Below are 13,710 nucleotides of genomic sequence, written 5' to 3'. Positions count from 1 at the left end.
AAATTCGGCTTCCACTCAAATGCGTGTTTTGGTTAAACATTTAATAATCCGAAGACGTATTGCGCACCAGCAATTCCCGCTTACCGTTACGCATTTCGGACACAATGCCTTGTTCTTCCATCTGTTCCATAATATTTGCCGCGCGGTTAAACCCCACTTTCAAGCGACGTTGAATAAACGAAGTCGAAGTCATGCCCGTGCTGCTGACGATTTCTACCGCTTTATCGAACAGCGGATCAAGATCGTCGCTCTCCGACGACGCATAACCGCCTTCGTTATCCGAATCCTCATCGCCCGAATTTTCCAGAATGGACGCAATATAATCCGGTTTACCGCGCGCGCGCCAGTCATCCGCCACCCGGTTCACTTCATCATCGGTCATAAATGCGCCGTGAACCCGCATTAATTCCGTCGTGCCGTTCGCCAGATACAGCATATCGCCGCGCCCCAGCAAGGCTTCCGCTCCGTTTTGATCCAGAATCGTCCGTGAATCGTTACGTTGCACCACAGTAAAGGCGATACGGCTCGGGATATTGGATTTAATCAAGCCGGTAATTACATCAACGGACGGCCGCTGAGTCGCCAAAATCACATGAATGCCCACCGCCCGCGCTTTTTGGGTTAATCGGGCAATCAATTCTTCAATTTGCTTACCCGCCACCATCATTAAATCGGCAAACTCATCGACGATTAAAACGATATAATTCAAGCGTTCCAGAATCGGCGGCGTAGTATCCATGCTGTCCGACGGTGTCCATAACGGATCCGGAATCACTACGCCTTCTGCGCGATAAGCGTCGATTCGTTCATTGAAACCTTCAAGGCTGCGCACCCGTAATTTCGCCAGCAACTGATAACGGCGATCCATTTCATCCACGCACCAGCGCAGAGCGTTCGCCGCTTTTTTCATGTCCGTCACCACTTCCGTCAGCAAATGCGGAATGCCGTTATACACGGACAATTCCACCACTTTCGGGTCAATCATGATGAACTTCACTTCTTCCGGTTTCACACGGTAAAGCAAGCTCAGAATCATAGTATTGATGCCGACGGATTTACCCGAACCGGTGGAACCCGCCACCAACAGGTGCGGGGTTTTCGCCAAATCGATGACCACCGGTTTACCGCTGATATCTTTACCTAACGCCATCGGTAAAAGTGCGGTGGAATTTCGGAACGTTTCACTCTCCAGCACATCGCGCAAATAAACGTTCTGGCGTTTCGCATTCGGTGTTTCGATACCGATATAAGGCTTGCCCGGGATGGTTTCCGCCACCCGAACGGCTTTAAATGTCAACGCTCGAGCCAAATCCGTGTCGATACTGGTCACTTTCGACGCTTTCACGCCCGGCTGTAATTCCAGCTCGTAGCGGGTGACCACCGGCCCGACCAATACGTCTTTCACCGTAGCTTTGACATTAAAATCGCGCAGACGTTGTTCGATACGTTGCGATGTAGCCCGCAATTCGGTTTCCGTTACATTAACGGTCTGGCTGGAGTGCCGATCCAACAAATCCAGACTCGGCATATCCGTCGTCGGTTTTTCCGGCGATTTATGATCGCCGAATAAAACTATCGCCTGATCGATGGAAATCGTACGTAAACCGGACGATGATTCCTCTTCCGTTTCCTGTGCCGTCAGACTGATTCCCATTTCCTGCGCTTTAGCCTGACGCGCCTGTTCCCGCGCCGCTTCCTGTCGGGCAAACTGTGCCGCTAATTCGGCGTCATCATCCGACTCATCTTCGATTTGTTCAAAAAGCGCGGTCGGTTTCGTCTCAATTTTTCCTGCTACTTCAACCGGTTCTAAGACACCGGCTGAAGAAAGCGGATGAACGACGGGCGACGTATCGGTTGACGGCGCTAATTTTACTGCCGGAATATGAACGGAATCTGAAGAACCCGGCATAAATATATCTCTGGCTCCCACCGTGTTCGCCGCGCCGTTTTTTATAAATTCGGGCTGTAATTCCTGTTCGTTTAGCGGCATATCTTCGTCCGCCTTTCGTACCTCTTGGCTATAATCGCCGTAACAATAATCATCATGAGCTATGCTCACATGAGGTAAATTCTGATCCGCGCTTAAATCGTAAGCGTCGAATTTTTCCAGCATATCCATATTACCGGCATTTTCCTGCTCCGCCTGTGAGGAATCCAAACCGGAAATATGGATTGGCGAGGCATCATCTGCCGGCACAGCCGTTGCAATTTCGCCGCTTTCCGCATCCGCCCCTTCCGTTGCTGCCGCTTCCGAATATTCTTCGTCATTCTTCTGTACTTGTTCGGGCTGAGCAGGCTCTTCATTTTTCATCGTAAGCCAGTTGTAAAACGCCACTAGCAAACGGATCAGCGATGCACCGGAACAAAAAACAAAACCGAGCACGGTCAACGCCACGCCAAAAAGTAAAATGCCGAATTTGCCCATAACCGGAAATAAATGTTTCACCAGGCTCCCGCCCAATACGCCCCCCGCCAAATGATACGGCGTATTATTCAGCAATAACGCACAAAGTGCGGTAGCCCCCAGCATAAAGGTGACAAAACCGAACATTCGCAAACAAAAGCGTGTCCAAGTCAGGCTGTCCGCCCGCTTGGTACGGATGAAATAAATCGGCGTAATACAGACGAGAAACGGCAAAATATGCCCGACATCACCAAAAAAAGTGAAAAACAGATCCACCACCCATGCTCCGAGTTTTCCGGCTTTGTTGATGATTTCCGTTTGATAGGCGGATACCGACCAAGTGCTGTCAAAAGGACTGTAACTCGACCAAGCGATAATCAGATAAAAACCGAAAAGTGCGGTCAATCCTAAGATAAATTCAACCAGATAATGTTTCGGCGAAAAGCCTTCCGTTATTTTTCTAATCATGTTATTTCAGCTGTAAAAAATTCGTCTGTTTGACTTCTTCCATGACCACATAAGTGCGGGTGTCGTTCACACCGGGCAAGCGCAACAAGGTAGTACCCAGCAATTTGCGGTATGCCGCCATATCGGCGACCCGGGTTTTCAACAAATAGTCGAAATCGCCGGAGACCAAATGGCATTCCTGTATTTCGTCCAATTCCTGCACAGCGGCATTAAATTCTTCAAATACGTCCGGTTTACCGCGAATCAAGGTAATTTCCACAATCACCAACAGCGGCGCATTCAGCAATTCCGGATTCAGCAACGCACGGTACCCCATAATCACCCCTTGCTTTTCCAGGCGTTTCACCCGTTCCAAACAAGGCGTCGGCGACAACCCCACTTTTTTGGATAAATCAATATTCGAGATTTTTCCGTTATGTTGCAACTCATTTAAAATTTTAATATCGATAGCATCAAGTGCTTTAGGCAATTTTTTATCCACAAAATTCACCGTTTAATAGAATAAAATTCTGTTAAGTTTACATGATTTTTTTGTTTCTATCAGCATATTAAACCGGAATATTTGCCTAATTTTATGTATTTTTAATTCTGATTATCGGAGTATAGTTAACGGATAAAAAACAAAAGGAGTTAAAAATGGCTAACCGGAACAATCCTTTTCAAGCCAAATGGTCAATCGTCGGCAATACCCTTTGTTTAGGACACTGGGATATTTCCTATGAAGGTTTACCCGTGCTATTACCGGAAAATAAACGCACCGAAGATATGGGTACCGACGGCATTTACAATTTTATCGATCCGGAAGACGAGTTATACCGCGAAGGGTTGAACGAAGACGACTGGATTATCGAAAATGCCGATTGGCTGGCCGACGTATTTATCGAACACTATATTCCTATTGAAGAGGAAACCATGCGTTATTTCTACCGTGCGGTAAACAAAGAAGACTGGCGTTGCGGCAGCTGCGGAGGATGTATTTAGGTTTTAAGTGCATGTTTTTCTAAAATCTTGTAGAATCCCCCGCATTAATTTCTGTTATAACCAACTATATTCTACTTTAGCGAAACATGGAAAAATCCCGTCAAAAATATCTGTTTAAATGGCTGCGTTCGCAGCAAAAAACCATCAAAAACGAGCTGAATCTGAATATCGCACTGGCGGCTTTTTCCTCATTGATTTTAGTGGTTCAGACTTGGTTATTGGCTTCATTACTGCACGCTTTAATCATCGAACACAGTGCGCGTTCCGCGTTGCTTCCGCAATTTATCGGTTTATTTGCCTGTTTCGTACTGCGCGCCGGCATACTTTATATCCGGGAAAGAATAGGCTTTAAGTGCGGTCAAAAATTACGCAACATTATTCGTCGCCGAATTCTGGACAAAATCCACGCCGTCGGTCCTGCCGTTATCAACGGTAAACCGGCGGGAAGCTGGGCGACGTTGATGTTGGAACAGGTGGAAAATCTGCATAATTTTTATGCCCGTTACCTGCCCCAGCAAATGCTGTCCGTCATCGTACCGTGCATTATTTTGATTGCCGTCTTTCCGTTAAACTGGATTGCCGGCTTAATTATGCTGATCACCGCACCGCTGGTGCCGCTATTTATGATTTTGGTCGGCATCGCCGCTGCGGATAAAAGCCAGCAGAATATGGATACGCTGGCAAAGTTGAGTGCGCAATTTCTGGATCGCCTGCGCGGTTTAGAAACTTTGCGTCTTTTCGACCGCACTTCGGAACAAACCCGACATATCGAACAAAGCACGGAAGATTTCCGCAAAACCACCATGGATGTGTTAAAAATGGCGTTTCTGTCTTCCGCCGTGCTGGAATTCTTCACTTCCGTTTCCATCGCTATTATGGCGGTGTATTTCGGTTTCAGTTATTTAGGACAAATCGAATTCGGGCGGCTGTCCGCCGATATAACCTTATTCGTCGGCTTTTTCTGCTTAATTCTTGCACCCGAATTTTATCAACCGTTACGGGATTTAGGCACTTATTACCACGATCGTTCCGCCGCTATCGGCGCGGCGGATGCCGTTGTGACATTTTTAGAAACGGAAACCTCATTCCCGCCGCGACAAACCGCTCATATTCCGCATCAAGGTGCGGTGGAAATTTCAGCCCAAAATTTGGTGGTACTTTCACCGCAAGGTGCGCCCTTAACTCAACCGCTTAATTTCCGCATTGCCGCTCAAAGCCACACGGCGCTGGTGGGGCAAAGCGGCGCCGGGAAAACCTCGCTGATCAATGCTTTGCTGGGTTTTCTGGCTTATGAAGGCAGCCTGAAAATTAACGGCGTAGAGCTCAAGCAAGCGGATATGACCGCCTGGCGCAAACAAATTGCCTGGGTCGGACAAAATCCGTTGTTGTTGCACGGTTCGATTTTAGATAATTTATTGCTCGGCGGGATTCAAGCGGAACAAAAGGAAATCGATGCCGCATTGCAACAGGCAAATGCAAAAGAATTTAGCGATAAATTAGGTTTAACCGGTGAAATTAAAGACGGCGGTTTAGGTATTTCCGTCGGACAGGCACAACGTTTAGCCATCGCCCGCGCGCTGTTACGCAAAGGAAATTTGCTGTTATTGGACGAACCGACGGCAAGTCTGGATGCGCAATCGGAAAATCAGGTATTACAAGCGCTGAATACCATTCATCACACCCATACGACAGTGATGATTACCCACCGTATTGAAGACTTAAAACAATGCGATCAAATTCTGGTGATGCAGCAGGGACAAATCGTGCAGCAAGGAGCTTTTGACGAATTAAGCCGGCAAGGTTATTTTGCCGAACTGCTCAATCAACGCAATCAGGATATTCAATAAAAAAACAGTAAAAAATTTGACCGCACTTTACACATAATTCATAAGCGACAAGGCAATCAAAGAACGGTCGCAAAAAACATAATTTTTAAGGAAACCGGCAATAAAATGCGTACATTACTTCCCTATCTAAAACTGTTCCGTCATGCTAAAATTTCTTTGATATTCGGCGTGATACTGATGATCACCGGGCTTGCCGCCGGCATCGGTTTACTTTCTTTGTCAGGCTGGTTTTTGGCTGCTACCGCCATTGCCGGTGCGGGAACGCTGTTTAACTTTTTCTATCCGTCCGCCGGCGTGCGCGGTTTAGCCATCGGACGCACCGCCGCCCGTTATTTTGAACGTTTGGTCACACATGACGCTACATTTCGTATTCTGGCCAAATTACGCGTACGGGTATTCGAGAAAATCATTCCGCTGTCTCCTGCCGTGTTAAACCGTTACCGCAACAGTGATTTGCTGAACCGTCTGGTGGCGGATGTCGATACTTTGGACAGTCTGTATCTACGCCTGATCGCACCCTTTATCAGTGCGGTGGCGGTAATTATTTTTATGACGTTCGGATTAAGTTTTTTCAATTTATCTCTTGCCCTTTTTATCGGCGGCACCTTGTTAATTCTGCTATTGATCATGCCCGTCGTTTTTTACCGTCTCGGTAGACAATTCGGTGCAAAACTGACCCAATCCCGCGCCCGTTACCGGGAACAGTTTGTGGAATTTATTCAGGCGCAGGCGGAACTGTTGCTGTTCCACGCGTCCTCCGCATTACAAGACGAATTGGTTCAAACGGAACGGCACTGGCAGGCATATCAACAGCGGGAAAGTAATTTGTCGGGATTATCCACCGCACTTTTCATGTTTTTTAACGGATTATTGGTCGTGCTTACCCTGTGGTTGGCTGCCTCCGTCGAGTTCGGATCGGAGCTCGAACAATTCGCCTTTATCGCCCTATTCACCATGTCCGCATTAGCGGCATTTGAAATTTTAATGCCGCTTGGCGCAGCGTTTCTGCATATCGGGCAAGTGATAGCCTCCGCCGAACGGGTAAGCGATATCGTTCGACAAAAACCGCCGGTAGACTTTTCCGGCACTCAAAGTGCGGTCAAAAATACCCGTGTTTTATTTGACATACAACAAGTCACATTCCGCTATCCCGAACGCACCCACATTGCGTTAAATCAGTTGAATTTGCAAATTCTGCGCGGGACTAAAGTTGCCGTATTAGGTAAAACGGGCAGTGGCAAATCGACATTACTGCAGTTACTGGTGCGTCATTATGTTCCCGACAGCGGCGACATTTTATTGGCCGGACAACCTATTTCCGCCTATAGCGAAAGCGCGTTACGTGCGCAAACGGCGTTTCTAACCCAACGCGTACATATATTCAGCGATAGCCTGCGTAACAATTTACAACTGGCAAATCATACGAAATTGACGGATCAGCAAATGCTAAACGCGTTAAATCAGACCGGTCTGCAAAATCTTGCGGAACAAGGGTTGGAACAATGGCTCGGCGACGGCGGACGCCCGCTTTCCGGCGGTGAACAGCGGCGTTTAGGCCTGGCACGAATTTTATTAAGCGATGCGCCGATTTTATTATTGGACGAACCGACGGAAGGGCTGGATCGCGAAACGGAGCGTCATATTTTGCAGCTTATTTTCGAACACGCCAAAGAAAAAACCTTAATCATGGTGACACACCGATTAACGGCCATTGAACAATTTGATCAAATTTGTGTCGTTGATGACAGCCGTTTGATTGAAAACGGGCATTTTGATGAATTAATGGAACGGGAAAATTGTCTGTTTAAACAATTAATGGAAAGAATTTAACGGAATAAAACGGGGTTTGCGCGGATATTTCCATCCCCGGATGGGCGGAAACCTCCCCAGTGATTCTCGGCACACGGAAATTCCGGCTTTGGCTGCTTTCTTCCGAACCTGACCGAGTAAACCGGAGACCATTGCGAGAGACCGAGGAGGTTCCCATCGAACTAACCGATGAGCTTTCGCACACCGGCTTAGTGGGGCGTATTATGCGTGAATCGTCCCGAAAATGCAAATGAAAAAGGAAATATTATGTCAACCGCATTAAACAAATTAATTACCTTACTGAAATTGGAAAAGCTGGACGACGGACTATTCCGCGGCAACTGCGAAGATTTGGGCTTCCGCCAGGTATTCGGCGGGCAAGTAGTGGCTCAGGCGCTTTCCGCCGCTATGCAGGTTGCTTCGCCTAATCGCGCGTTACATTCCTGCCATGCTTATTTCTTAGCGCCCGGCGACAGCAGTTATCCGATTATTTACGATGTTGAAACCCTGCGCGAAGGACATAATTTCACCGCTTTACGGGTAAAAGCCATTCAACATAACCGACCGATTTGCCATGTAACCGCTTCGTTCCAAGTAGAAGAATACGGTTTCGAACACCAAAGCAAAATGCCGCAGGTAGATTCGCCGGAAGAATGGATTTCCGAAAGTTCGGCACTCAAACAAGCGGCCCTTTTTATACCGGAAAACGTACGCGATAAATTTTTAGCGGAACGTCCCTTTGAAATCCGTTCTAAATACATTAACAATCCGTTCCACGGGCAAAAGCTGCCACCGGAGCAGTTCGTTTGGGTGCGAACCAACGGCGAAGCACCGATTGATGCCAATATTCAAAAATGTCTGTTAGCGTATTTTTCCGATTTTCACTGTATTTTGACCGCACTTCATCCCCACGAAAAAGGATTTCTGCAACATGGTATGAAAGTCGCCACCATCGACCACAGTATTTGGTTTCACCGCAGTTTCGATTTAAACGATTGGATGCTGTATGCCATTGAAAGTAATAATGCCTATGCCGCCCGCGGCTTATCGCGCGGACAAATTTTCGACCAATACGGACGTTTGATCGCCACGACACAACAGGAAGGCTTAATCCGTTTCAGCGAACAAACAAAAACGCTTTAATAAGCAATAATAGTTCGGTATCATAACGAATTATTTTGAATCCGATGAATCCGCCTCGCTTTAAAGAACGGCGGGAATCAACCAATAAAAATCAAATAGGTTAAATGTGAATATTCAACAACTTCTTTCAGAAAAAATCCGACACGCTATGATTGCCGCAGGTGCACAGCAACCCGCGGAACCGGCGGTGCGTCAATCGGGCAAACCGCAATTCGGCGACTATCAGGCGAACGGCATTATGGGAGCCGCCAAAAAATTAGGATTAAACCCGCGCGAATTTGCGCAAAAAGTGCTGGATAATTTAAATCTCGACGGTATTGCAGAAAAATTAGAAATTGCCGGTCCGGGCTTTATCAATATTTTCTTAAGCAAAAACTGGCTGGTCTGCCATGCGGACGAGATGTTAAGTGCGGTCAATTTTGGGATTAAAACGGCAAAACCGCAAACTATCGTAGTGGATTATTCTTCTCCTAACGTGGCAAAAGAAATGCACGTAGGTCATTTACGCTCCACCATTATCGGCGATGCCGTGGTACGTACGCTGGAATTTTTAGGTAATCACGTCATCCGCGCCAATCATGTGGGCGACTGGGGCACCCAATTCGGTATGCTGATCGCTTATCTGGAAAAAATGGAAAACGAAAATGCCTCCGCTATGCAATTAAGCGATTTGGAAGCCTTCTATCGTGCGGCAAAAGAACATTATGACAATGATGAAGCCTTTGCGGAAAAAGCCCGTAATTATGTGGTAAAACTGCAAAGCGGTGACGAATATTGTCGTATTATGTGGAAAAAACTGGTGGACATCACCATGCGCCACAATCAGGAAAATTACGATCGCTTAAACGTGACGTTAACGGAAAAAGATGTCATGGGAGAAAGTCTGTATAACCCGATGTTGCCGGAAATCGTCGCGGATCTGAAAAAACAGGGTTTAGCGGTAGAAGACGACGGCGCCTTGGTGGTTTATCTGGACGAATTCAAAAACAAAGACGGCGATCCGATGGGCGTAATCGTACAGAAAAAAGACGGCGGCTACCTTTATACTACAACCGATATCGCCGCGGCAAAATACCGCTGCCACAAACTCCATGCGGACCGCGTACTGGTCTTCTCCGACAGCCGCCAAAGCCAGCATATGCAACAAGCCTGGCTTATCACCCGTAAAGCGGGTTACGTTCCGGATTCATTCAGCCTGGAGCACCCGTTCTTCGGCATGATGCTGGGTAAAGACGGTAAACCGTTCAAAACCCGTACGGGCGGCACGGTAAAATTAAAAGATCTGTTGGACGAGGCGGTAGAACGCGCCGATAAACTGATCGCCGAACGCAATCCGGATCTGACCGCCGAAGAAAAAGCCGCCGTGGTGGAAGCTGTCGCTATCGGTTCGGTGAAATATTCCGATTTATCTAAGAACCGGACTACAGACTACGTTTTCGACTGGGATAATATGTTAACCTTTGAAGGCAACACGGCACCTTATATGCAATACGCCTATACTCGCATTCGTTCCATCTTCGCCCGCGCAGGCATTGAGCCAAACAGTCTGAATGACGATATTGTATTAACGGACGATAAAGAACGCGTACTGGTCATCAAATTATTGCAATTTGAAGAAGCGCTTAACGGCGTGGCTAAAGACGGTATGCCGCATATTCTGTGCCAGTATTTATACGAACTGGCCGGCATGTTCTCCGCTTTTTACGAAGCCTGTCCGATTTTAAATGCGGAACGGCCGATTAAAAACAGTCGTCTGAAATTGGCGGCGTTAGCCGCAAAAACCTTGAAACAAGGTTTGGATTTACTGGGTATTAAAACTGTCGAAAAAATGTAAATTTTCAACGATTCCCTCTTCAATATGAAGAGGGATTTTTCTAAGGGGGAAAATATGAAAAAAACGTTATCTGCCATTTTAGTATTATCTGCCGTCGTGCTTTCCGGCTGTCACGACGAAGAAACTCAAATAAAGCTGCAACAGGCGGAACAGTTAAAAACGGATTTAGCGCAAGCACAGGACGAGTTAACAAAAGTGCGGTCGGAAATTCCCGCATTATGGGTAAAACCGCTGGAAATTTTTAATCGTTCCGAAGAATTTAAACGTATGGATCCCAAACCGCAGGATTTCGTGACAGAAAGCACGGCTTCCGTAAAAGTGATTCTGGTTGATACCGGAATACAGTGGTTAAACGAACTGATTTATAACAAAATCGCCACGGATTATTTTAATACCGCCAATCATGCCGACAAACAGAAAATTGAGGAAATTCAGGATCCCAAAGCCAGATTACAGGCGATTTTCGCCCGCCAATTCGAATCCGCCCGTAAAAGTGCCGAGACCTTTGAAAACCGCGCCAACGATTACTCGCAAATCATGCGTTATATCGGGCAACGGCAAAATATTGTCACTTTCGAGCAAGTTACTTTCGTTGATGGCGGCGGCGCACATCCTATGGGCTGGACTAATTACATCAATATTGATACGGATAAAAAAACCGTCATTAACTTAACTTCCGCTTTCGGCAACGAAAATCTCGCCAAAGTGAAAGACGCCTTATGGGGCGCCTATAAACTCTATAATGCGAAAAACGGCATACACAACGAAACCGATTATTTTGTGTCAAAAGAGGAATTCGAGGTGTCAGCGGATTTTCATTTCGGTACTCAAGGGATAACGTTCAGTTATACGCCTTATGCTATCGGTTCTTATGCGGAAGGCGAAATTCAACTGTTATTGCCTTGGTCCGCCGCACGCCAATGGCTGAAACCTGAATATGTGTGGTAAGCGCCTCAAAAAACGTTCAATTTTTTAACCACACTTTAGACCGAATCAAACGTCGAATCAGTACCTGATTCGTACACAATAAAAACGCGGAATCTCATATTGCCATACTATTTTGCCGTCAATATGGGATTTTTCCGCAAAAATTTCAATTCTTCCCTTGAATTTCACATTCACTCCCCCATTTTTCAAAACAAGACGGATTGCGCCGCACTGCCTTTAATAAATTGAAAAATTTTTAAAAATACCTCTTGAAAAAGAAATTGCAATCCACATCTTAATATCACGTTAGAACGCAGAGACGTTCTGTGAAACAGATTAAAACTAGGAGAAACAAAATGGGTAAAATTATCGGTATTGACTTAGGTACAACAAATTCTTGTGTTGCGGTGATGGACGGTGACAAACCGCGCGTAATTGAAAATGCAGAGGGAGATCGTACAACCCCTTCAATTATTGCATACACAAATGATAACGAAACATTAGTCGGTCAACCTGCAAAACGTCAAGCGGTAACCAATCCAAAAAATACCTTATTCGCAATCAAGCGTTTAATCGGTCGTCGTTTTGAAGACAATGAAGTACAACGCGACGTTGACATTATGCCGTTCAAAATCATCAGAGCGGATAACGGCGACGCATGGGTTGATGTGAAAGGTGATAAACTGGCGCCACCGCAAGTTTCTGCCGAAGTATTGAAAAAAATGAAAAAAACGGCGGAAGATTTCTTGGGTGAAACGGTTACCGAAGCGGTAATCACCGTTCCTGCATACTTTAACGACGCACAACGCCAGGCAACCAAGGATGCCGGTCGTATTGCCGGTTTAGACGTTAAACGTATTATTAACGAACCGACTGCCGCCGCATTGGCTTACGGGCTGGATAAAGGCAAGGGCAACCAAACTATTGCGGTTTACGACTTAGGCGGCGGTACCTTCGACTTATCTATCATCGAAATTGATGAAGTCGGCGGCGAAAAAACCTTCGAAGTACTGGCAACTAACGGTGATACTCACTTAGGCGGCGAAGACTTCGATAACCGTGTAATCAACTATTTGGTTGACGAATTCAAAAAAGAACAAGGCGTAGATTTACGTAACGATCCGTTAGCAATGCAGCGTTTGAAAGAAGCGGGTGAAAAAGCCAAAATCGAATTGTCTTCCGCACAACAAACTGATGTGAACTTACCTTACATCACAGCGGATGCGACTGGTCCTAAACACTTAAACATTAAATTAACCCGTGCAAAATTGGAAGCGTTAGTGGAAGATTTGGTGGCTCGTTCGATGGAACCTGTGAAAGTCGCACTGAAAGACGCCGGCTTAAGCGTTTCTGAAATCGACGACGTCATTTTGGTGGGCGGTCAAACCCGTATGCCGTTGGTGCAACAAAAAGTGGCCGAATTCTTCGGTAAAGAACCGCGTAAAGACGTGAATCCGGATGAAGCGGTTGCAGTAGGTGCGGCAGTTCAAGGCGGCGTGTTATCCGGTAATGTAACCGACGTATTATTGTTAGACGTTACACCGTTATCATTAGGTATCGAAACCATGGGTGGCGTAATGACAACTCTGATTGAGAAAAACACCACGATTCCGACTAAAAAATCACAAGTGTTCTCAACGGCGGAAGATAACCAAAGTGCGGTGACTATTCATGTCTTACAAGGTGAACGCAAACAAGCCAGTGCCAACAAATCGTTGGGTCAATTCAACCTTGAAGGTATTAACCCGGCTCCGCGCGGTATGCCGCAAATTGAAGTGACTTTCGATATTGATGCGGACGGTATTATCCACGTTTCGGCGAAAGATAAAGGTACCGGTAAAGAACAACAAATTACGATTAAAGCTTCTTCAGGTTTAAGCGATGAAGAAATTCAACAAATGGTACGTGATGCGGAAGCGAACGCCGATGCGGATCGTAAATTTGAAGAATTGGTTCAGGCGCGTAACCAAGCGGACGCACTGGTTCACGCAACCCGTAAACAATTAACGGAAGCCGGCGATAAATTATCCGCAGACGACAAAGCGCCGATTGAAAAAGCGGTCAGCGAATTGGAAGATGCGGTGAAAGGCGATGACAAAGACGCGATTGAAGCGAAAAGTCAAGCCTTAATCCAAGTTTCCGAAAAATTAATGCAAGCCGCTCAACAACAAGCGCAGGCAAATACGCAAGGTCAACAATCCCAAGGCGGAAACGACGACGGTGTAGTTGATGCGGAATTTGAAGAAGTAAAAGATAATAAATAATTATCAACAATAAGACAGGGGCGTATTGCATAC

General features: G+C 46.3%; 9 protein-coding genes and 1 other RNA gene. 7 read left to right on the top strand and 3 right to left on the bottom strand.

What is annotated here, in order from left to right; translation table 11 throughout:
• Nucleotides 1-40 precede the first annotated feature (40 nt).
• Together ASUC_RS05785 and lrp are read right to left on the bottom strand one after the other, a co-directional pair.
• Entirely contained in the window at nt 41-2,872 is a 2,832-nt protein-coding gene (locus tag ASUC_RS05785) for a DNA translocase FtsK (RefSeq protein WP_012072843.1), read from the bottom strand.
• Nucleotide 2,873: 1 nt separating this feature from the next.
• Nucleotides 2,874-3,353, bottom strand: coding sequence for a leucine-responsive transcriptional regulator Lrp (gene lrp / locus ASUC_RS05780; RefSeq protein ID WP_012072842.1), 480 nt, complete (start codon nt 3,351-3,353; stop codon nt 2,874-2,876).
• A 155-nt stretch (nt 3,354-3,508) separates the two neighbouring features.
• Here lrp and ASUC_RS05775 point away from each other — a divergent pair, with 155 nt between their 5' ends.
• The 3 genes from ASUC_RS05775 (at nt 3,509) to cydC (ending at nt 7,530) form a co-directional block, all read left to right on the top strand.
• Nucleotides 3,509-3,853, top strand: a complete 345-nt coding sequence (locus ASUC_RS05775) for a hypothetical protein (protein WP_012072841.1) — start codon at nt 3,509-3,511, stop codon at nt 3,851-3,853.
• An 86-nt stretch (nt 3,854-3,939) separates the two neighbouring features.
• Nucleotides 3,940-5,700 carry a heme ABC transporter permease/ATP-binding protein CydD gene (gene cydD, locus ASUC_RS05770; protein WP_012072840.1) on the top strand — a complete coding sequence of 587 codons (1,761 nt, stop codon included), beginning with the start codon at nt 3,940-3,942 and terminating at the stop codon, nt 5,698-5,700.
• Between the two features lie 105 nt (nt 5,701-5,805).
• The gene (gene cydC / locus ASUC_RS05765) at nt 5,806-7,530 is read left to right on the top strand and encodes a heme ABC transporter ATP-binding protein/permease CydC (RefSeq protein WP_012072839.1); all 1,725 of its coding nucleotides are present in this window, start codon (nt 5,806-5,808) and stop codon (nt 7,528-7,530) included.
• 50 nt (nt 7,531-7,580) lie between these two features.
• On the opposite strand, the gene ffs is transcribed toward cydC, so the two are convergent.
• Nucleotides 7,581-7,678, bottom strand: an RNA gene (gene ffs, locus ASUC_RS11120) — signal recognition particle sRNA small type.
• 98 nt (nt 7,679-7,776) lie between these two features.
• Here ffs and tesB point away from each other — a divergent pair.
• The 4 genes from tesB (at nt 7,777) to dnaK (ending at nt 13,677) form a co-directional block, all read left to right on the top strand.
• Nucleotides 7,777-8,652 carry an acyl-CoA thioesterase II gene (tesB, locus tag ASUC_RS05760; RefSeq protein ID WP_012072838.1) on the top strand — a complete coding sequence of 292 codons (876 nt, stop codon included), beginning with the start codon at nt 7,777-7,779 and terminating at the stop codon, nt 8,650-8,652.
• 106 nt (nt 8,653-8,758) lie between these two features.
• Nucleotides 8,759-10,486 (top strand): arginine--tRNA ligase, encoded by a 1,728-nt coding sequence (gene argS, locus ASUC_RS05755; protein ID WP_012072837.1) that lies wholly within the window; start codon nt 8,759-8,761, stop codon nt 10,484-10,486.
• Nucleotides 10,487-10,540: 54 nt separating this feature from the next.
• A complete protein-coding gene (locus ASUC_RS05750) occupies nt 10,541-11,434 on the top strand; it encodes an RsiV family protein (RefSeq protein ID WP_041834622.1) in 894 nt (297 codons plus the stop codon).
• 335 nt (nt 11,435-11,769) lie between these two features.
• The gene (gene dnaK, locus ASUC_RS05745) at nt 11,770-13,677 is read left to right on the top strand and encodes a molecular chaperone DnaK (protein ID WP_012072835.1); all 1,908 of its coding nucleotides are present in this window, start codon (nt 11,770-11,772) and stop codon (nt 13,675-13,677) included.
• Nucleotides 13,678-13,710 lie beyond the last annotated feature (33 nt).

The sequence above is a fragment of the Actinobacillus succinogenes 130Z genome (assembly GCF_000017245.1).
GTDB lineage: Bacteria > Pseudomonadota > Gammaproteobacteria > Enterobacterales > Pasteurellaceae > Exercitatus > Exercitatus succinogenes.
This window is presented reverse-complemented; position numbering and strand designations above follow the sequence as displayed.

Excerpts from the sequence above, each read along its gene's own strand:
- cydC (WP_012072839.1), top strand. The coding sequence starts at position 5,806 with ATGCGTACATTACTTCCCTATCTAAAACTGTTCCGTCATGCTAAAATT.
- ASUC_RS05785 (WP_012072843.1), bottom strand. The coding sequence starts at position 2,872 with ATGATTAGAAAAATAACGGAAGGCTTTTCGCCGAAACATTATCTGGTT.
- tesB (WP_012072838.1), top strand. The coding sequence starts at position 7,777 with ATGTCAACCGCATTAAACAAATTAATTACCTTACTGAAATTGGAAAAG.
- cydD (WP_012072840.1), top strand. The coding sequence starts at position 3,940 with ATGGAAAAATCCCGTCAAAAATATCTGTTTAAATGGCTGCGTTCGCAG.
- ASUC_RS05775 (WP_012072841.1), top strand. The coding sequence starts at position 3,509 with ATGGCTAACCGGAACAATCCTTTTCAAGCCAAATGGTCAATCGTCGGC.
- ASUC_RS05750 (WP_041834622.1), top strand. The coding sequence starts at position 10,541 with ATGAAAAAAACGTTATCTGCCATTTTAGTATTATCTGCCGTCGTGCTT.
- dnaK (WP_012072835.1), top strand. The coding sequence starts at position 11,770 with ATGGGTAAAATTATCGGTATTGACTTAGGTACAACAAATTCTTGTGTT.